General features: G+C 71.2%; 18 protein-coding genes. 8 read left to right on the forward strand and 10 right to left on the reverse strand.

Annotated features, from left to right (window positions below):
* Positions 1–7: 7 nt before the first annotated feature.
* The 4 genes from LPN01_RS08060 to LPN01_RS08075 form a co-directional block, all read right to left on the reverse strand.
* Positions 8–691: an ATP12 family chaperone protein gene (locus LPN01_RS08060; RefSeq protein WP_262827860.1), complete on the reverse strand. Its 684-nt coding sequence runs from the start codon at positions 689–691 to the stop codon at positions 8–10.
* Positions 688–909, reverse strand: a complete 222-nt coding sequence (locus LPN01_RS08065; protein ID WP_262827861.1) for a hypothetical protein — start codon at positions 907–909, stop codon at positions 688–690. The genes LPN01_RS08060 and LPN01_RS08065 overlap by 4 nt, the downstream gene beginning before the upstream one ends.
* Positions 906–1,559, reverse strand: a complete 654-nt coding sequence (locus LPN01_RS08070; protein WP_262827862.1) for an HAD-IA family hydrolase — start codon at positions 1,557–1,559, stop codon at positions 906–908. Before LPN01_RS08070 ends, LPN01_RS08065 begins: the two co-directional genes overlap by 4 nt.
* Before the next feature lie 64 nt (positions 1,560–1,623).
* Positions 1,624–2,178 carry a CAP domain-containing protein gene (locus tag LPN01_RS08075; RefSeq protein ID WP_262827863.1) on the reverse strand — a complete coding sequence of 185 codons (555 nt, stop codon included), beginning with the start codon at positions 2,176–2,178 and terminating at the stop codon, positions 1,624–1,626.
* Positions 2,179–2,202: 24 nt separating this feature from the next.
* Between LPN01_RS08075 and hemW the strand changes: the two genes are divergently transcribed.
* Entirely contained in the window at positions 2,203–3,372 is a 1,170-nt protein-coding gene (hemW, locus tag LPN01_RS08080; RefSeq protein WP_262827902.1) for a radical SAM family heme chaperone HemW, read from the forward strand.
* A gap of 112 nt (positions 3,373–3,484) precedes the next feature.
* On the opposite strand, the gene LPN01_RS08085 is transcribed toward hemW, so the two are convergent.
* Positions 3,485–4,693, reverse strand: coding sequence for a penicillin-binding protein activator (locus LPN01_RS08085; protein ID WP_262827903.1), 1,209 nt, complete (start codon positions 4,691–4,693; stop codon positions 3,485–3,487).
* On the opposite strand from LPN01_RS08085, the gene rsmI reads away from it, so the two are divergent.
* The 4 genes from rsmI to LPN01_RS08105 all read left to right on the forward strand — a co-directional run bounded on the left by rsmI (position 4,692) and on the right by LPN01_RS08105 (position 8,107).
* On the forward strand, positions 4,692–5,561 hold the full coding sequence (gene rsmI / locus LPN01_RS08090) for a 16S rRNA (cytidine(1402)-2'-O)-methyltransferase (protein WP_262827864.1): 870 nt from the start codon (positions 4,692–4,694) through the stop codon (positions 5,559–5,561). The two genes, LPN01_RS08085 and rsmI, sit on opposite strands and share 2 nt — an antisense overlap.
* 43 nt (positions 5,562–5,604) lie before the next feature.
* On the forward strand, positions 5,605–5,985 hold the full coding sequence (locus LPN01_RS08095) for a YraN family protein (protein ID WP_262827865.1): 381 nt from the start codon (positions 5,605–5,607) through the stop codon (positions 5,983–5,985).
* A 538-nt stretch (positions 5,986–6,523) separates the two neighbouring features.
* Entirely contained in the window at positions 6,524–7,480 is a 957-nt protein-coding gene (gene gshB, locus LPN01_RS08100) for a glutathione synthase (protein ID WP_262827866.1), read from the forward strand.
* Positions 7,481–7,504: 24 nt separating this feature from the next.
* Complete coding sequence (locus LPN01_RS08105; protein ID WP_262827867.1) at positions 7,505–8,107, forward strand: DedA family protein; 603 nt, start codon at positions 7,505–7,507, stop codon at positions 8,105–8,107.
* 6 nt (positions 8,108–8,113) lie between these two features.
* On the opposite strand, the gene LPN01_RS08110 is transcribed toward LPN01_RS08105, so the two are convergent.
* Positions 8,114–9,010 carry a tyrosine recombinase XerC gene (locus LPN01_RS08110; protein WP_262827868.1) on the reverse strand — a complete coding sequence of 299 codons (897 nt, stop codon included), beginning with the start codon at positions 9,008–9,010 and terminating at the stop codon, positions 8,114–8,116.
* 74 nt (positions 9,011–9,084) lie between these two features.
* On the opposite strand from LPN01_RS08110, the gene LPN01_RS08115 reads away from it, so the two are divergent.
* From LPN01_RS08115 to LPN01_RS08125, 3 genes are all read left to right on the forward strand, one after another.
* Entirely contained in the window at positions 9,085–10,545 is a 1,461-nt protein-coding gene (locus tag LPN01_RS08115) for a diguanylate cyclase domain-containing protein (RefSeq protein WP_262827869.1), read from the forward strand.
* A gap of 188 nt (positions 10,546–10,733) precedes the next feature.
* Entirely contained in the window at positions 10,734–12,905 is a 2,172-nt protein-coding gene (locus tag LPN01_RS08120; RefSeq protein ID WP_262827870.1) for a primosomal protein N', read from the forward strand.
* 31 nt (positions 12,906–12,936) lie between these two features.
* The gene (locus tag LPN01_RS08125) at positions 12,937–13,935 is read left to right on the forward strand and encodes a N(4)-(beta-N-acetylglucosaminyl)-L-asparaginase (RefSeq protein ID WP_262827871.1); all 999 of its coding nucleotides are present in this window, start codon (positions 12,937–12,939) and stop codon (positions 13,933–13,935) included.
* A gap of 465 nt (positions 13,936–14,400) precedes the next feature.
* Here the strand turns inward: LPN01_RS08125 and LPN01_RS08130 are convergent, their stop codons facing one another.
* From LPN01_RS08130 to atpA, 4 genes are all read right to left on the reverse strand, one after another.
* Positions 14,401–14,652 carry an ATP synthase F1 subunit epsilon gene (locus LPN01_RS08130; RefSeq protein WP_262827872.1) on the reverse strand — a complete coding sequence of 84 codons (252 nt, stop codon included), beginning with the start codon at positions 14,650–14,652 and terminating at the stop codon, positions 14,401–14,403.
* Positions 14,653–14,763: 111 nt separating this feature from the next.
* Positions 14,764–16,245, reverse strand: a complete 1,482-nt coding sequence (gene atpD / locus LPN01_RS08135; RefSeq protein WP_262827873.1) for a F0F1 ATP synthase subunit beta — start codon at positions 16,243–16,245, stop codon at positions 14,764–14,766.
* 25 nt (positions 16,246–16,270) lie between these two features.
* Complete coding sequence (locus LPN01_RS08140; RefSeq protein ID WP_262827874.1) at positions 16,271–17,161, reverse strand: F0F1 ATP synthase subunit gamma; 891 nt, start codon at positions 17,159–17,161, stop codon at positions 16,271–16,273.
* Positions 17,162–17,273: 112 nt separating this feature from the next.
* Entirely contained in the window at positions 17,274–18,803 is a 1,530-nt protein-coding gene (gene atpA, locus LPN01_RS08145) for a F0F1 ATP synthase subunit alpha (protein WP_262827875.1), read from the reverse strand.
* Positions 18,804–18,805 lie beyond the last annotated feature (2 nt).

An 18,805-nucleotide genomic window follows, 5' to 3' on the forward strand; every position in this document is an offset into this window, starting at 1 on the left:
GTCCCGATCAGTCGAGCGCGGCGAGGACGCGCACCGCGGCGTCATATTCGGCGCGCTTGTTGGCCCGCGCCGCGGTGGCGAGCGCATCCTCGCCCCACAATTCCGCCTGCCAGTCCTCATCGACGTGTGCCGCGGCCCATAACGTGTCGGGATCGCCGGCATGCTCCACCAGCGCGAGCGCGAGGACGAGCGATCCCGTGATCGTCACCACCGGCGACAGCGCCGCAAGGCGGAAGGCGTCGAGCGCGCCGACCGCCTCCGCAAGCCGCGCCAGCGTCGCGGGCGGTTGCGCGCGGTGGACGATCCCGGCGGTCGTTTCGAGATGCACGTCGTATCGCGCGCGCGCCCAGTCGAGCCACGGATCCCACGCCGCGCGCTGGCGGGCGACGAGGTCGTCCGGCGACAGCGCGCGATAACACAGCAGGTCGCTGCCGCCATAAGCCGCAAGCCCCGCGGCGAACGCGCGCGGATCGGGTGCGATCCGGTCGATCGCGGCATTGGCGAGGCCGGTGACCGGCATCGCGCGCGGGTCGATCGTCTCCCCCACCGCGCGCCACTCCGCCGCGACCGCCTCCGCCAGCGCGTCGGTGGGCAGCGCCAGCGGGACGCGGCCGGGCGTGCGCACCGGCCGGCCGTCCAGCGTGACGACGCGATCGGCGTCGATCGCCACATCGGTCCAGAAGCGCTTCATGGCCGCGGCGGCGTCCGCCAGCGCTGCGCGAGGCTGGCAGGCACGATCGCGACGACGGCGAGCGCCGACAGCGTGATCGCGACGCCGAGCGCCTTCACCGGCCAGTCGTGCGCGCGCGCGGCGAGGGCGAGGCCGAACACCGCGCCGAGGCTCCCGGCGATGCGGCTGGCGACCATCGCCAGCCAGCGCTTGCGCGCGGTGGCGTCCTGCGGGCTCACGCCAGCAGCCCCGGCAGCGCGGCGACCCGATCCGCGACGACATCGGCCCCCGCGTCGGCAAGGTCGCGCACGTCATGATAGCCCCAGGCGACGCCGATCGCACGGGCGCCCGCCGCCTTCGCCATCGCCATATCGAAGCTCGTGTCGCCGATCATCGCCGTCGTCCGCGGCATCGCCCCGGCCGCGTCGATCGCGGCGAGCAGCATCGCGGGATCGGGCTTCGACGGATGGCGATCGGCGGTCTGCAAGGTGACGAACCGGTCGGCGAGGCCGTGGTGCGCGAGGATGTGCGCGAGCCCGCGATCCGACTTGCCGGTCGCGACGCCCAGCAGCCAGCCGTCGTCGGCGAGCGTCTCCAGCACGTCCTCGATCCCGTCGAACAGCGGCTCCTCCGCCATCGCGCCGCTCGTGCGCAGGTCGAAGAACGCCTGTTTGTAATCGGCCGCCATCCGGCGATGCTGCGCGTCGTCCGCCTCGGGAAGCAGCGCGCGGATCGCCTCGACCAGGCTCAGCCCGACGATACGCCGGATCGCGTCACGCGGCGGCGCGGCGATGCCGGCGATCCGGAACGCCGTTTCCATCGACTGGCAGATGTTGGCCTGGCTGTCGACGAGCGTGCCGTCGCAGTCGAACACGGCGAGTTTGGTCATGATCCTGCCCCTAGCGGGCACGCGTGATTCGATCCAGCCGCGCGACGGACCGCATCGATCGCATTCAATACGCCTCCTGCCCCACGACATTGCCCGGCGGGCCGTAGCGGCACACGAGGAAATCGTCGGCGGCGTCGCTCGCCAGCGCGCAGCCCATCGCGGTCGTCCCGCGCCAGACGATCTGCGCATAATGGCCGACGTCCTCCCACCGCCCCGTCCGGCTGGACCGCGGCACCGCGGCATCGACGAAATCGCGCTTTTCCGCGACCCAATGCCCGACCATCTCGTCGAAGCGATAGGCGTCGCGCGTGCCGGTCCACAGGTTCTCGCCCTCGCGGTCCATCCCGATCGACTGCGGCGCGTGCGCGAACCGCCCGGTCCGCGCCATCTCCTCCGCGTAGCGCTTCGCCGACGCCGCCAGCGGTTCGCTCCAGACGAGCGGGCCGACGCCGACGTCCGCCCGCGCCGCATTCTGCCCCGCCAGCATCGCGTGGCGCAGCAGCGCCGCCCCGCGCGGCGCCGGCGCGTCGGTCGTCCGCGGTTCGACGACGCGCTCGGGCGACGGCGCGCAGGCGGGAAGGATCAGCAACGCGGCAAGCCATGAGTGGCGTTTCGACATGATCCCCGCCATATCGTCGGCATCATGACCCCCGACAAGATGCCGCTCGCGCTCTACGTCCACTGGCCGTTCTGCGTCTCCAAATGCCCCTATTGCGACTTCAACAGCCATGTCCGCGACCAGGTGGACCAGCAGGCATGGCGCGATTCCCTGCTCGCCGACCTCGCGCACGAAGCGCGGGCGCTGCCGGGGCGGACGCTGGGGTCGGTGTTCTTCGGGGGCGGCACGCCGTCGCTGATGCCGCCCGCGACGGTCGCCGCGATCCTCGACGCGGCGCAGCGGGCGTGGACGCCGGCCGCCGACATCGAGATCACGCTGGAGGCGAATCCGTCTTCGGTCGAGGCGGCGCGCTTCGCCGATCTCGCCGCGGCGGGGGTCAACCGCGTCTCGCTCGGCCTCCAGTCGCTCGACGACGCCGCGCTCGGCTTTCTCGGCCGCGCGCATGGCGTCGACGAGGGGCTGGCCGCGCTGGCGACCGCGCAGCGCCATTTCGCGCGGGTCAGCTTCGACCTGATCTATGCGCTGCCCGACCAGCGGCTCGCGGCGTGGGAGGCGGAGCTGGCGCGGGCGCTGTCGTTCGGCACCGAGCATCTGTCGCTCTACCAGCTGACGATCGAGCCCGGCACGCGCTTCGCGACCGAGGCGGCGCAGGGGCGGCTGGCGGTGCCCGACGGCGACCGCGCGGCCGACCTGTTCGAGGCGACGCGCGCGATGACCGCCGCCGCCGGCCTGCCCGCCTATGAAACCTCCAACCATGCGCGCGCCGGGGCGGAGAGCCGCCACAACCTGACCTATTGGCGCTACGGCGACTATGCGGGCGTCGGCCCCGGCGCGCACGGCCGCCGCGACGCCCTTGCCACGCAGCGTCGCCGCAAGCCCGAAAACTGGCTGGCGGCGGTCGCGCGCAACGGCCACGGCATCGAGGTGGAAGAGCCGCTGACGCCGCACGAGCGCGCGACCGAGGCGCTGGTGATGGGCCTGCGGCTGCGCGAGGGAGTCGACCTGACCCATGTCGCCGCGCTCGCCGGTGGCAGCGCGCCGATCGACTGGACCGCGGTGGCGCGGCTGGAGGCGCAGGGGCTGGTCGCCCGCGAGCCCGACCGGCTGCGCGTCACCGAGGCGGGGGCGCTGCTGCTCGACGCGATCCTGCCACTCGTGGTGCGCGACGCGCCGGAGACGGTGCGCGCCGCCTGACCGGGCTGCGCGCAAGGATAACCGGCGCGGCCCGGACCGCAGTTTGTCGCCACCCGACGGCGACCGGGACCGGGCCTTCCCGGGCGGCGCGTCCGCCCGGACGACTCACATCCTAGCGGCCGAAGCCGCTCGGTGCCGGCGACACCGTGACGGTCGCGCCGTTCTGGATTTCCTGTACCTCCAGCGCGCGCTCGGCGATGCCGTCGCGGCCGAAGCGGAACGCGCCGTCGATGCCGGCGAAACCGTCGGCGTCGCGCAGCCGCGCTTCCGGGAACGGCCGACCGACCGGCCAGTCGCGCGAGATGCGCACGGTCAGCAGGACCGCATCATAGCCCAGGCTCGACAGGCGATACGGCGCGGCGCTGTAGCGGGCGCGGTATTTGGTCGCATATTGCCGATAGAGCGTGTCCGCGACGCTGGCGAACCAGGCGCCGTTGAGCGCGGGCTTCGCGGTCAGGCTCGCCTCGGAATTCCACAATTCGGTGCCGAGGATGCGCGTCGCGGCGCCGCTGCCGCGCTTGACGAGCGGCGCGGCGACGGCGGCGCTGGTCGCCGCGTCCGCCACCAGCACCGCGCCATAGGGCGCCTTGGCGTTGAGCCGCGTCACCGCGCCCGCGATCCCGCCGACGACCCGGCCATAGGTCTGCAGCGACACGACCGCGCCGCCCGCCCCCTCGACCGAGCGCAGGAACGCGGTCGAGGCACGCTCGCCGTAGAGGCCGTTGGGGATCAGCCCGGCAAAGCTCGTCACGCCGCGGCTGCGCGCATATTGGACGACGCGGTCGATCGACTGCGCGGGCGCATAGCCCATCAGATAGGTGCCGTTGCCGGCGACCGAGGCGTCGTTCGAGAAGCTCAGGACCGGTACGCGCGCCGCGCGCGCGATCGGCGCGACCGCGCGCACGTCCTCGGCAAGCAGCGGCCCCAGGATCACCTGCGCACCGTCCGCGATCGCCCGCTCCGCCGCCGCGGCGGCGCCGGTCGCGGTATCGTAATTGGTGATCCGCACCTTGTCGGTGCCGGTGTCGAGCACCGCCAGCATCGTCGCATTGGCGATGGAGCGCCCGACGCCCGCATTGCCGCCCGACAGCGGCACCAGCAGCGCGACGCGGTTGCGCTGCGTGTCGCGCGGCAGGCCCGCCTCGACCGGCTCGGGGCGCTCCGCCTGCGGGCGGGTCGGGCGCGCCGGCGCCTCGACCGGGCCGCGCGGCACTACGGTGGAACAGGCGGCGAGCAGCCCCGCCGCCACGATCCCCGCCCAGCGCGCCAGGCCGCCGATGCGCGCGCGTCGCGACTGTCCAACCGGTAAAGCCTCTGCCATGACGTCCCCTGTGGCCATATCCGAAAATCCTCTCGACCCCGGGCTGTATATCGTCGCGACGCCGATCGGCAATCTTGCTGACCTATCGCCGCGCGCCGCCGATATCCTGAGCCGCGCCGACATCGTAGCGGTAGAGGACAGCCGCGTCACCGCCGGCCTGCTCCGCCACATCGGCATCAAGCGGCCGATGGTCCCCTATCACGACCACAATGCCGAGGGCGTCCGCCCCGGCCTGATCGCCCGGATGGCGCAGGAGGCGGTGGCGCTGGTGTCCGACGCGGGCACGCCGCTGATCTCCGATCCCGGCTACAAGCTGGTCCGCGACGCGCGCGCAGCCGGGCATGCCGTGGTGACGATCCCCGGCCCCTGCGCCGCGATCGCCGCGCTGACGCTGGCGGGCCTGCCCACCGACCGCTTCCTGTTCTGCGGCTTCCTGCCGAGCAAGGCAAAGGCGCGCGCCGACGCGATCGCGGAGGTGGCGGCGGTGCGCGCGACGCTGATCCTCTACGAATCGGGGCCGCGGCTCGCCGCCTGCCTCGCCGCGCTCGCGGAGGGGCTGGGCGATCGCGACGCCGCGGTGACGCGCGAGATCACCAAGCGCTACGAGGAGGCGGTGACGGGGACGCTGACGACGCTCGCCGCGCGCTACGCCGATTCGCCGCCGAGGGGGGAGATCGTGATCGTCGTCGCGCCGCCGGGCGAGGCGCCGCCCCCCGACGCCGCCGACGCGGACGCCGCGCTGGCCGAGGCGCTGACCCGGCTGCCGGTCGCCAAGGCGGCGGGCGAGGTGGCGAAGGCGTTCGGGCTCGACCGCAAGGACCTCTACGCGCGTGCGCTGGTGATGCGGCAGGCGGCGGACGGCGGCTGACATACGCTTGCGCCGCACCGACGGCTGCGGCAGCCTGCCGTGCATGACGCGCCCGCCCCGCCGCCCCACCGCCGATGCCCGGCGCACCGCCGAAGCCGCCGGACGGCGCGGCGAGCGGCTGGCGGGCTGGTGGCTGCGGCTGAAGGGGTGGAGCATCCTCGACCGCCGCGTGCGCACTCCGGCGGGCGAGGTCGATCTGGTCGCGCGCCGCGGCACCCTGATCGCCTTCGTCGAGGTGAAGACGCGGCGCACCGCCGCCGAACTCGACTTCGCGATAGACGCGCGGCGGCTGGCACGGGTCGCGGCGGCCGCGGAGGTGCTGATGCCGCGCTATGCCGGGCCGGGTGACGACATCCGCGTCGACGTCATCCTCCTCGCCCCCGGCACGCGGCCGCGGCACATCGAGAATGCGTGGATCGGGTAGCGGACGGGTTCGCGCGAAGACGCGAAGGCGCGAAGACGCGAAGGCGCGAAGAAGGCTGGTTCACGCGGAGGCGCGGAGGCGCGGAGAGAGTTCGCGCGGCGCAGCCTTTCGAACCTCGCAGGGCCGTGATGGGAGGGCGCCGATGGCGCCACGCGGATCATCTTCACGTCTCCGCGCCTTCGCGCGCACCAACTCTTTCTTCCTCGCTGTCGCCGGCCACGGGTCGACGTGACCCGGTACGCGGTCTCGACAATTCGAGCATGCGTCGATCGAGCGGGCGGGTTCGCGCGAAGACGCGATGACGCGAAGAACATTGGTTCGCGCGGAGGCGCGGAGGACGCGGAGAGGGCTCGCGCGGCGCGGCCTTGCGAACCTCGGAAGGGCCGTGATGGGAGGGCGCCGATGGCGCCGGGCGTATCCTCTCCGCGCCTCCGCGCCGCCGCGCGGACCCGTCCTTTCTAGTTCGATGCCGCCGCCGCAGGTGACATGGCGGCGGCGGCGTCCTACCTGCCGGCGCGTACAGGCAAGGAGCGTCCGCATGTCCCTCACCGTCGCCGTCCAGATGGACCCGCTCGACAGCATCGCCATCGCGGGCGATTCCAGCTTCGCACTGATGCTGTCGGCGAAGGCACGGGGCCATCGCCTGTTCCATTACGACGCGGAGGCATTGAGCTACAGCGCCGGCCGCGTCTGGGCGCGTGCGCATCCGGTCACGGTGCAGCGCGTGGAGGGCGATCATTTCTGCTTCGGCGAGCCCGTCGATCTCGACCTTGGCGACGACGCCGACGTGGTGCTGATGCGGCAGGATCCGCCGTTCGACCTCGGCTACATCACCGCGACGCACCTGCTCGAACGGATCGCCGACCGCACTTTGGTGGTCAACGATCCCGCGAGCGTCCGCAATGCGCCCGAAAAGGTGTTCGTGCTCGACTATCCGCAGTTCATGCCGCCGACGCTGGTCACCCGCAGCCTCGACGAGGCGCGCGCGTTCCTCGCCGACCATGGCGAGATCGTCGTCAAGCCGCTGCACGGCAACGGCGGCAAGGCGATCTTCAAGGTCGGCCGCGACGGCGCCAACCTGTCCGCGCTGATCGAGGTGTTCAACCAGACGTGGCGCGAACCGCACATGATCCAGGCGTTCCTGCCCGCGGTGGCGAAGGGCGACAAGCGCATCGTACTGGTCGACGGCGCGGTCGCGGGCGCGATCAACCGCCTGCCCGGCGAGGGCGAGATCCGGTCGAACCTGGCGGTCGGCGGGTCGGCGGTGAAGACGGAATTGACGCCGCGCGAACGCGAGATCTGCGCGGTGCTGGGGCCGGAACTGAAGCGGCGCGGGCTGATCTTCGTCGGTATCGACGTCATAGGCGGCGAATGGCTGACCGAGATCAACGTCACCTCGCCGACCGGGATCGTCGCGATCGAGCGGTTCGACGGCACCGACGTCGCCGGCCTCATCTGGGATGCGATCGAACGCAGGATCGCGGAACGCGGCTGACCGGCCCGCCGTTGAGCGGCGGACATGACCGAATTCATCCTCAACGGAATCGCCTGGGGCGGGTATTTCGGCATCTTCCTGCTGATGGCGCTCGAGAATATCGTGCCGCCGATCCCGTCGGAGGTCATCATGGGGCTCGGCGGCATGGCGGTCGCGCGGGGCAGCATGGGGATCGTGCCGCTGGTGCTGTGGGGCACGGCGGGTACCACCGCCGGGAACTACTTCTGGTACCATGTCGGCCGGCATATCGGCTATGCGCGCTTCCGCCCCTTCGTCGAACGGCACGGTCGCTGGCTGACGATGGAGTGGGACGATGTCGAGCGCCTGCACCGTTTCTTCGTGAAGCACGGCGGCTGGGTGGTGTTCGTGTTCCGCTTCATGCCGACATTCCGCACGATCATCTCGCTGCCCGCCGGCATCACCTGCATGCCGCTGTGGCGGTTCCTCGTCTGGACCTTCGCGGGAAGCCTGATCTGGAACAGCATCCTCGCCGCCGCCGGCCTCTACCTCGGCTCGCGGTTCGGCGAGCTCGACCGCTACGTCGGGCCGCTGGCGATCGCGCTCACCGTGCTGATGCTGGGCGGTTACCTGTGGCGCGTCGCCACCTGGCGGCCGCGGACGCGCTGAGCGCGGTCAGGCGCGCGGATGCGCGTTGCGATAGACGTCGAGCAGGTGCGCGGCATCCACCGCGGTATAGACCTGCGTCGAGCTGAGGCTGGCGTGGCCGAGCAGTTCCTGCAACGCGCGCAGATCGGCGCCGCGGCCGAGCAGATGCGTCGCGAAGCTGTGGCGCAGCGCGTGCGGCGTCGTCCGGTCGCCCAGACCCAGTCCGCCCCGCGCCGCCTGCACCGCGCGGCGGATCATCCCGGGCGACAGCGCCCCGCCCTTCGCCCCGCGGAACAGCGGTGCGTCCGCGCTCAGCGCCCACGGCACCTGCGCCGCATAATGCTCGATCGCGGCGCGGACCTGCGGCAGCAGCGGCACCACCCGGGTCTTGTCGCGCTTGCCGGTCACCACCAGCGTGTCGCCGAGCGGCAGCACCCGCGCGGGCAGCGCGATCGCCTCGCCGATCCGCAGGCCCGCGCCGTAGAGCAGCAGCAGCACTGCCCAGTCGCGCGCGCCGATCCACGGTTCGGCGGCATCGTCGGCGACCTGTCCGGCAAGCGCGAGCGCCTCGTCGGGCGAGATCGGCCGCGGCACGCCCGTCTTGACGCGCGGGCCGCGCAGCCGCGGCGTCGCCGCCGCCGGCACCACGAACGCCAGAAAGCCGCGCACCGCGGACAGCTCGCGTGCCGCCGAGGCGTTGCCGAGCCCCTCCGCCCGCCGCGCCGCGAGGAACGCGCGCAGGTCCGCCGCGGTGATCCGCGCCAGCGCCGCGGCATCCACCGTGCCCCCCCAATGCGCCCGGAGGAACGCGGTCAGCCGCTCCGCGGTCGCGCGATAGGCGCGCACGGTGTGCACCGAACGCCGCCGGTCCCGCGCAAGGTGCGCCGCCCATTGCAGGGGTAACGGAAGGATAGGATCGGTCATGCGCTCGCCATTCTGGCGCCCGCCGGCGGTCAGGGCAAAGAACATTTTAACGCCTCTATGCCATCCATTCCAACATGATGAGTGCAGTCGCGTATCCCGTGCCGCCGGCCTATGACGAGACCAGCCGGCTCGCCGCGCTGCACGCGCTCGCGCTGCTCGACAGCGAACCGGAGCGCGAATTCGACGCGCTGGTCGCGCTGGCGGCCGAGATGCTCGGCTGCCCGACCGCGCTGATGACGCTGATCGACCGCGACCGGCTGTGGATCAAGGCGCGCAACACGCCCGGCGAGCGCGAGCTCGGGCGCGACATCGCCTTCTGCGACCGCACCATCCGGCAGGACGTGCCGCTGATCGTCGACGACCTGTCGATGGATCCGCGCTTCGCCGCCAACCCGCTGGTCACCGACGGCGGCATGCGCTTCTATGCGGGCACCGCGATCCACCTCGCCGACGGCGACGGCATACGCCAGCCGATCGGCACGCTGTGCGTGCTCGACAGCAACCCGCGCAGCCTCAGCGCGGCGGGCCATGCCGCCCTGCGTCACCTCGCGACGCTCGCCGAAGCGCTGATCGCCGCGCGCCGGACCGCGGTCGAGGCGCTGCGGATCGCCACCACGGGCGAGGAACTGGTCCGCCGGCTCGCGCGCAACGACCGCATCTTCCGCCATGCCGAACGCATCGCGATGATCGGATCGTGGCGCCTGTCACTGAGCGATTCCGCGCTGGAATGGTCGGACAACGTCTATCGCATCCACGGCCTTCCGGTCGGGCGCCAGCCGGCACTGGACCATGCGCTCGATTTCTATCCGCCGCATGCCCGTGCCGACGTCGAGGCGCGGATCGCGGCCGCGATCCGGACCGGCGACCCGTTCGAATATGAGGCGGACTTCGTTACCGCGGACGGGCGCCGGCGCCGCGTCCGGTCGGCGGGCGAGGTCGAGATGGTCGACGGCGTGCCCGCCACGCTGGTCGGCGTGTTCCAGGACATCACCGACCGGCACGATCTGGAGACGCAATTGCGCCGCTCCGCGGATACCGACGCGCTGACGGGCATCGCCAATCGCGCCGCCTTCGATCGCGAACTCGACGCGGCGATGCGCGATGCCCGCCGCGACGGCACGCCGCTGATGCTGGCGCTGATCGACCTCGACGGCTTCAAGGCGATCAACGATTCGCTCGGTCACGCCGCGGGCGACGACGTGCTGCGGATGACGGGCGCGGCGCTCCGCGGGTCGTGGATGCGCGACTGTTTCGCGGCGCGCATCGGCGGCGACGAATTCGCCGTCGTCATCGCCGACCCGCGGCTGGTCGCAGACCCGGACCGCGTCACGCTCGACCTGGAGGCGGCGCTGCGCGTCGCGGTGGAGGCCAACGGGATCACCATGACCAGCGCCGGATCGGTCGGCATCGCGCTGTTCGACGCCGACTGCCATTCGCTGCGCGATTTCGCCCGCCGCGCCGACACGCGCCTCTACGCCGCCAAGCGCGCCCGTGTCGGCACGCGCCGCCCGCAGGGTCTTCGCGCGGCGGCTTAGCGCCCGCCCGCGTGCGGGATCGCGCCTGGCTGGGCCCCGGAGCGTAGGGATACGATCGTCGCGCGCGTCACGGTCCGGGCGCATGATCCGACCACACGGCGAAGGGCCACGCCCGCGGCAGCGCCCCCACCCCCGTGAGCCCGCCTTGGTGCTTCCCGTCGAGTCGCATAGCCCCCATATGGCGGGGCATGTCCTCGCGTGCCCGCGTCCTCGTCCTCAATTCCGCGCTCGGTCCGCTCGACTATCGGGTGCCGGCCGGCATGGCGGTCGAGCCCGGATCGATCGTCATCGCGCCGCTCGGGCCCCGCCAGTTGCTCGGCGTCGCGTGGGAGCCCGAGCGGCTGCCCTCGGATGCGGAGGTCGGCGACAACCGCCTGCGCCCGCTGCTGGGGCTCGTCGACGTGCCGCCGCTTGCCGCGCCGCTGCGCCGGCTGGTCGAATGGACCGCCGCCTATTACCTCAGCCCGCCGGCCGCCGTCGTGCGGATGGCGCTCGCCTCGACCTCGGCATTGGAGGGCGCGCGGACGGCGACCGAATATCGCGCCACCGGTCGCGTCCCGCCGCGCCTTACCCCCCAGCGCGCGCAGGCGCTGGAGCGGATCGGCGACCGCCAGGGCCTGATCCGCGAACTCGCCGGCATCGCCGACGTGTCCGACGCGGTGGTGCGCGGACTGGTGAAGGCCGGCGCGCTGGAGGCGGTGGCGGTGGATATCGACAGTCCCTATCCCTCCCCCGACCCCGCCTTCGGTCCGCCGACGCTCGCCGGCGCACAGCAGGATGCCGCGGCGACGCTGGCCGCCGCCGTGGCGGCGCATGCCTTCGCCCCCACGCTGCTCGACGGGGTCACCGGATCGGGCAAGACCGAAGTCTATTTCGAAGCGGTGGCCGAGGCGATCCGGCAGGGCCGGCAGACGCTGGTGCTGCTGCCCGAAATCGCGCTGACCGAACCGTTCCTGAAGCGCTTCCACGACCGTTTCGGCTGCGAGCCGGTGGCGTGGCATTCCGGCCTGCGCTCGACGCAGCGGCGCCGCGCGTGGCGGGCGATCGCCGATGGTCGGGCGCTGGTGACGGTGGGCGCGCGCTCGGCGCTGTTCCTGCCCTATCGCAACCTCGGCCTGATCGTCGTCGACGAGGCGCACGAGACCAGTTTCAAGCAGGAAGAGGGCGTGCATTACCACGCCCGCGACGTCGCGGTGATGCGCGGCAAGTTCGAGGCATGCCCGGTCATCCTCGCCAGCGCCACGCCCGCGATCGAGACGCGCCAGCAGGTCGCGCTGGGCCGCTATGCCGAACTGCGCCTGCCCGGCCGCTATGGCGCGGCCGAAATGCCGACGATCGAGGCGATCGACCTGATCCGGAACCCGCCCGAGCGCGGCCGCTGGATCGCCCCGAAACTCGTCGCCGCGCTGGAACAGACGCTGGCGCGGGGCGAACAGTCGCTGCTGTTCCTCAATCGCCGCGGCTATGCGCCGCTGACCTTGTGCCGGACCTGCGGGCATCGCTTCCAATGCCCCAATTGCACCGCCTGGATGGTCGAGCACCGGCTGACCCGGCGGCTGGCATGCCATCATTGCGGCCACGTCATGCCGACGCCCCGCGCCTGCCCCGAATGCAAGGAGGAGGACAGCCTGGTCGCCTGCGGCCCCGGCGTCGAGCGGATCGCGGACGAGGTGACGGCGCTGTTCCCCGAGGCGAAGACCGCGGTCGTCACCAGCGACACGATCTGGTCCCCGGCCAAGGCCGCGGAATTCGTCGGGCGGATGGAAGCGGGCGACATCGACATCGTCGTCGGCACGCAGCTCGTCACCAAGGGCTATCACTTCCCCAATCTGACGCTGGTGGGGGTCATCGACGCCGATCTGGGGCTGGAGGGCGGCGACCTGCGCGCGGCGGAACGCACCTTCCAGCAGATCCGTCAGGTGTCGGGTCGTGCGGGGCGCGGCGCCAAGCCCGGCCACGTCTTCATCCAGACGCACAGTCCCGGGGCACAGGTGATGCAGGCGCTCGTCACCGGCGATGCCGACGCCTTCTACGCCGCGGAGACGGAGGCGCGGCGCGATGCCGGCGCGCCGCCGTTCGGCCGCTATGCCGCGATCGTGGTGTCTTCGGAGGATCAGGCCTGTGCCAACGACGTCGCGCGGCTGGTGGCCAAGAGCGCGCCGCAGGTGGAGGGCATGGCCGTCTATGGTCCCGCGCCGGCCCCGCTGGCGATGCTGCGCGGGCGGCACCGCTACCGCTTGCTCGTCCACGCCCGCCGCGCGCTCGACGTACAGGACGTGATCCGCGACTGGCTGGGGCCGCTCGACTGGCCGGCGAAAGCGCGCGTGACGGTGGACGTGGATCCGTATAACTTCCTTTGAATACCAATATCGGTCCAAAGGGGTTTGCACGATGACGACACGCCGCGGGTTCATGGGGGGCGCGGCTGCGGCCGGCGGTGTCGCGGCGCTCGGCGGAGCGGCCACGCCCGGGCGCGGCGCGATGATCGTGTCGACCTGGGATTTCGGCGCCGCGGCGAACGATGCCGCCTTCGCCCGGCTGAAGGCGGGCGGCAGCCTGATCGATGCGGTCGAGGCGGGCGGCATGGTGCCCGAGGCGGATCCCGAGAACCACTCGGTCGGCTATGGCGGCTATCCCGATCGTGACGGCCGGGTGACGCTCGACGCGGTCATCATGGACGACCGTGGCGGGGTGGGCGCCGTCGCGGCGCTGGAGGATACCGTCCACGCCATCTCGGTCGCGCGGCGCGTGATGGAACGGACGCCGCACACCTTCCTCGTCGGCGAGGGCGCGACACGCTTCGCCCGCGACCAGGGTTTCCCCAGGGTCGACCTGCTGACCCCGCCGGCGGAAAAGGCGTGGCGCGACTGGCTCAAGACCTCGCAATACCGGCCGGTCGCCAATATCGAGAACCGGATGACGCCGCATCGCACCCCGGGCGGTGCGCTCGACCACGACACGATCGGGCTGCTCGCGCGCGATGCGTCGGGGCGGATGGCGGGCGCCTGCACCACGTCGGGCATGGCGTTCAAGATGCGCGGGCGCGTCGGCGATTCGCCGCAGGTCGGCGCCGGGCTGTACGTCGAGGCGGGCGTCGGCGGCGCGACCTCGACCGGGCTTGGCGAGGAAGTGACCCGCGTATCGGGCACCGCGCGCGTCGTCGCCTCGATGCGCGCCGGCCTGTCGCCGCAGGCGGCGTGCGAGGAAGTGGTGCGCCACATCGCCCGGCTGCGCGGCGACGCGATCAAGGGGGTTCAGGTCGGCTTCCTCGCGCTGTCGCCGCGCGGCGAGGTGGGCGCGTTCTGCCTGCTGCCGGGATTCACCTATGCGGTGACCGATGCGGCGGGGCGAACCGTGGTCAAGAAGGGTGCGTCGCTGTTCGCGGGGTGAGCGATGTAACGGAGCGGACCTGTCGCCCCCCCGCCCCGTCATTGCGAGCGGAGCGAAGCAATACAAGGCGTCCTGGTCCGGCTCTGGATTGCTTCGCTGTGCTCGCAATGACGAAGGGAGAACGTCAACGGGCCGGGATAGAGCCGCCGCGCCGGTCCGCCGTCTTGGGGATATCGCCCGCCGCCCGCTCAGGGCGCGCGTCCGGCCTGCTGCCGGGGTTAGCCTATGCCGTCTGACCGGTACGGCGGGCGTAAGGACGGGCGCGTCGCCGATACCGGCGTAACGGACCGGACCTGCCGCCCCCGCCACGTCATTGCGAGCGTAGCGAAGCAATCCACGGCGTCCTGGTCCGGCTCCGGATTGCTTCGCGCCGCTCACAATGACGAAGAGGGGACGCGACCGGGGCCGGGACAGCGCCTCCGCGCTCGCCCCCCCCTGTCGCGGGGGCATCGCCCCCCGCGCGAGTCAGGCGGCGCGTTCGGCCAGCACGGTCAGGCCGCGCGCATTGACTTCGGCGAAGCCACCCTGGATCGCGACCGTCTCGGGCGTGCCGCCCTCGGTGCGATAGACGGTCAGCGCGCCGTCGCGGACGGTGGACATCAGCGGGGCATGCCCCTCCAGCACGCCGAAGTCGCCCTCGGTGCCGGGGACGACGACCATGTACACGTCCTCGGACCGGACGAGCTTTTCGGGCGTGACGAGTTCGAAGTGCAGCATGGTTCTTCTCACTCCCCTCCCGCTTGCGGGAGGGGTCGGGGGTGGGCATGGGGCAACGCCTCGCTCAGGCCCACCCCCAGCCCCTCCCGCAAGCGGGAGGGGAGCATCGGCTTACGCGTCCTGCGCCATCTTTTCGGCCTTGGCGACGACCTCGTCGATGCCGCCGACCATGTAGAACGCGCCTTCGGGCAGGTGATCGTATTCGCCGTCGACGACCGCCTTGAACGAGCGGATCGTGTCCTCGATCTGCACGAACTTGCCGCTGATGCCGGTGAAGACCTCGGCGACGTGGAACGGCTGGCTGAGGAAGCGCTGGATCTTGCGCGCGCGCGTGACGGTCAGCTTATCCTCTTCGGACAGTTCGTCCATGCCGAGGATGGCGATGATGTCCTGCAACGACTTGTAGCGCTGGAGCAGCGACTGGACGGCGCGTGCCGTGTCGTAATGCTCCTGGCCGACGACGCGCGGTTCGAGCACGCGGCTGGTCGAATCGAGCGGATCGACCGCCGGATAGATGCCGAGTTCCGAGATCGCGCGGTTGAGCACGGTGGTTGCGTCGAGGTGGGCGAACGACGTCGCCGGCGCCGGATCGGTAAGATCGTCGGCGGGCACGTACACCGCCTGCACCGAGGTGATCGACCCCTTGTTGGTCGAGGTGATGCGTTCCTGGAGCGCGCCCATGTCGGTCGACAGCGTCGGCTGATAGCCCACCGCCGACGGGATGCGGCCCAGCAGTGCCGACACTTCCGCGCCCGCCTGCGTGAAGCGGAAGATGTTGTCGACGAAGAACAGCACGTCCTGCCCTTCCTGATCGCGGAAATATTCCGCGATGGTCAGGCCCGACAGCGCGACGCGGGCGCGCGCGCCCGGCGGCTCGTTCATCTGGCCGAACACCAGCGCGACCTTCGACCCCTCCGACTGCGGATTGCCATCGGCGTCCTTGGCGATGACGCCCGCGTCGAGGAATTCGTGATAGAGGTCGTTGCCCTCGCGGGTGCGCTCGCCGACGCCGGCGAACACCGACGTGCCGCCGTGGCCCTTGGCGATGTTGTTGATGAGTTCCTGGATCAGCACGGTCTTGCCGACGCCCGCGCCGCCGAACAGGCCGATCTTGCCGCCCTTCGCATAGGGCGCGAGCAGGTCGATGACCTTGATGCCGGTGACGAGGATCGCATTCTCGGTCGACTGGTCGACGAACAGCGGCGCGTCGGCGTGGATCGGCGCGCGCAGGTCGGTCAGCACCGGACCGCGCTCGTCGATCGGCTCGCCGATGACGTTGAGGATGCGCCCCAGCGTCGCCGGGCCGACCGGCACGCTGATCTGCGCCCCGGTATCGCGGACGGTCTGGCCGCGGGTCAGGCCCTCGGTGGCGTCCATCGCGATGGTGCGGACGGTGTTCTCGCCGAGGTGCTGCGCGACCTCGAGCACCAGCCGGTTGCCGTTGTTGTCCGTCTCGAGCGCCGAGAGGATCGCGGGCAGATTGTCCGGGAAATGCACGTCGACGACCGCGCCGATGATCTGCGCGATCGTGCCCGTGGTGTTGCTGCTGCCCGTGCTCTGGGTCGGGCGGATGTCGTCTGCGGCGGTTGCCATGGCGGTTCTTCCTGCTTCGGAGTCGTTAGAGCGCTTCGGCGCCGGAGATGATCTCGACCAGCTCGGTCGTGATCGCGGCCTGGCGCGTGCGGTTATACTGGATCGACAGACGGTTTATCATGTCGCCCGCGTTGCGGGTGGCATTGTCCATCGCGTTCATGCGGCTGCCCTGTTCGGAGGCGGCGTTTTCGAGCATCGCGCGGAATACCTGGATCGCGACGTTGCGCGGCAGCAGGTCGGCGAGGATCGATTCCTCGTCGGGCTCGTATTCGACGACCGCCCCGCCCGAGGTCGCCGGGCTTGCGGCATCGCCGGGCAGCGCATCCACCGCGACCGGGATGATCTGGCGGCCGACCGGCTCCTGCACCAATGCCGAGACGAACTTGGCGTAGAACAGGTGCGCGACGTCGAAATCGCCGGCCGCATAGCGCGCGAGCAGGTCGTCGGCGACCGCGCGGGCCTGCTGGAAGCCGAGGACCTTGTGGCCGCCCAATTCGTGGTCGGCGAGGATCGCGTTCGGATAGAAGCGCTTGAGGACGCGTCCCTTCTTGCCGGCCAGATAGAAGCGCACGGTCTTGCCCTGCGCGGTCAGCTCCTCGGCCTTGCGGCGGGCGGCGCGGACGATGTTGGTGTTGAACGCACCGGCGAGGCCGCGCTCCGACGTCGCGACGACGAGCAGGTGCACCTGGTCCTTGCCGGTGCCCGACAGCAATGGCGACACGCCCGCGCCGCCGGCGAGCTGGCGCGACAGGCTGGAGACGACCGCCTCCAGCCGCTCGGCATAGGGGCGCCCGGCCTGCGCCGCCTCCTGCGCACGGCGCAGCTTGGCGGCGGCGACCATCTTCATCGCCTTGGTGATCTTCTGGGTCGACTTGACCGAGTTGATCCGGATCTTGAGGGCCTTCAACGACGCCATTGTTGTCCTTCATGTGTCCCCGCGAAGGCGGGGACCCAGTACTGGGCTCCCGCGGCGGGTCCCATCAAAGTCATACTTTGATGGGGTCCCTGCGCGGGAGCACATTGAGCGATTACGCGAAGGTCTTCGCGAACTGGTCGAGCGCGGCCTTCAGGCCTGCCTTCGCCTCGTCGCCCAGGTCGCGCGTCTCGCGGATCTTGGTCAGCACGTCGGCATGGTTGGCGCGCAGGTCCTGCAGCATCGCCGCTTCGTAGCGGACGACGTCGACGACCGGCACGGTGTCGAGATACCCCTGCGTGCCGGCGAAGATCGACGCGGTCTGCTCCTCGAACGGCATCGGCTGGAACTGGCCCTGCTTCAGCAGCTCGGTCAGGCGCGCGCCGCGGTTGAGCAGCTTCTGCGTCGACGCATCGAGATCCGAGCCGAACTGCGCGAACGCCGCCATCTCGCGATACTGCGCCAGCTCGAGCTTGATCGAGCCCGACACCTTCTTCATCGCCTTGGTCTGCGCGGCGGAGCCGACGCGGCTGACCGACAGGCCGACGTTGATCGCGGGGCGGATGCCCGCGAAGAACAGGTCGGTTTCGAGGAAGATCTGGCCGTCGGTGATCGAGATCACGTTGGTCGGGATATAGGCCGACACGTCGCCCGCCTGCGTCTCGATGATCGGCAGCGCGGTGAGGCTGCCGCCGCCGTTCGCGTCCGACATCTTGGCGGCGCGCTCCAGCAGGCGGCTGTGCAGGTAGAAGACGTCGCCCGGATAGGCTTCACGGCCCGGCGGGCGGCGCAGCAGCAGCGACATCTGGCGATAGGCGACCGCCTGCTTCGACAGATCGTCGAACACGATCAGCGCGTGCATGCCGTTGTCGCGGAAATATTCGCCCATCGCGGCACCGGTATAGGGCGCGAGGAACTGCATCGGCGCGGGCTCGGACGCCGTCGCGGCGACGACGATGGAATATTCCATCGCGCCATTCTCTTCCAGCGTCTTGACCAGCTGCGCGACGGTCGAGCGCTTCTGGCCGACCGCGACGTAGACGCAGTACAGCTTCTTCGATTCGTCGCCCGACTGGTTGATCGTCTTCTGGTTGATGAAGGCGTCGATCGCGACGGCGGACTTGCCGGTCTGGCGATCGCCGATGATGAGCTCGCGCTGGCCACGGCCGACCGGCACCAGTGCGTCGATCGCCTTCAGGCCCGACTGCATCGGCTCGTGCACCGACTGGCGCGGGATGATGCCCGGCGCCTTCACCTCGACGCGGCTGCGCTGGTCGGCGACGATCGGGCCCTTGCCGTCGATCGGGTTGCCGAGGCCATCGACGACGCGGCCGAGCAGGCCCTTGCCGATCGGCACGTCGACGATCGTGCCGGTCCGCTTGACGATATCGCCTTCGCGGATCTGCGCGTCCGAACCGAAGATCACGACGCCGACGTTGTCCGCCTCGAGGTTGAGGGCCATGCCCTGCACGCCGTTGGCGAATTCGACCATCTCGCCAGCCTGGACGTTGTCGAGGCCGTAGATGCGCGCGATGCCGTCGCCGACGCTGAGCACCTGGCCGGTCTCGGTGACCTGGGCCTCGGTGCCGAAGTTGCTGATCTGGTCCTTGATGACCTTCGAGATTTCTGCGGCGCGGATATCCATAT

It is taken from the genome of Sphingomonas sp. A2-49 (genome assembly GCF_025548555.1).
Taxonomy (GTDB): Bacteria; Pseudomonadota; Alphaproteobacteria; order Sphingomonadales; family Sphingomonadaceae; genus Sphingomonas.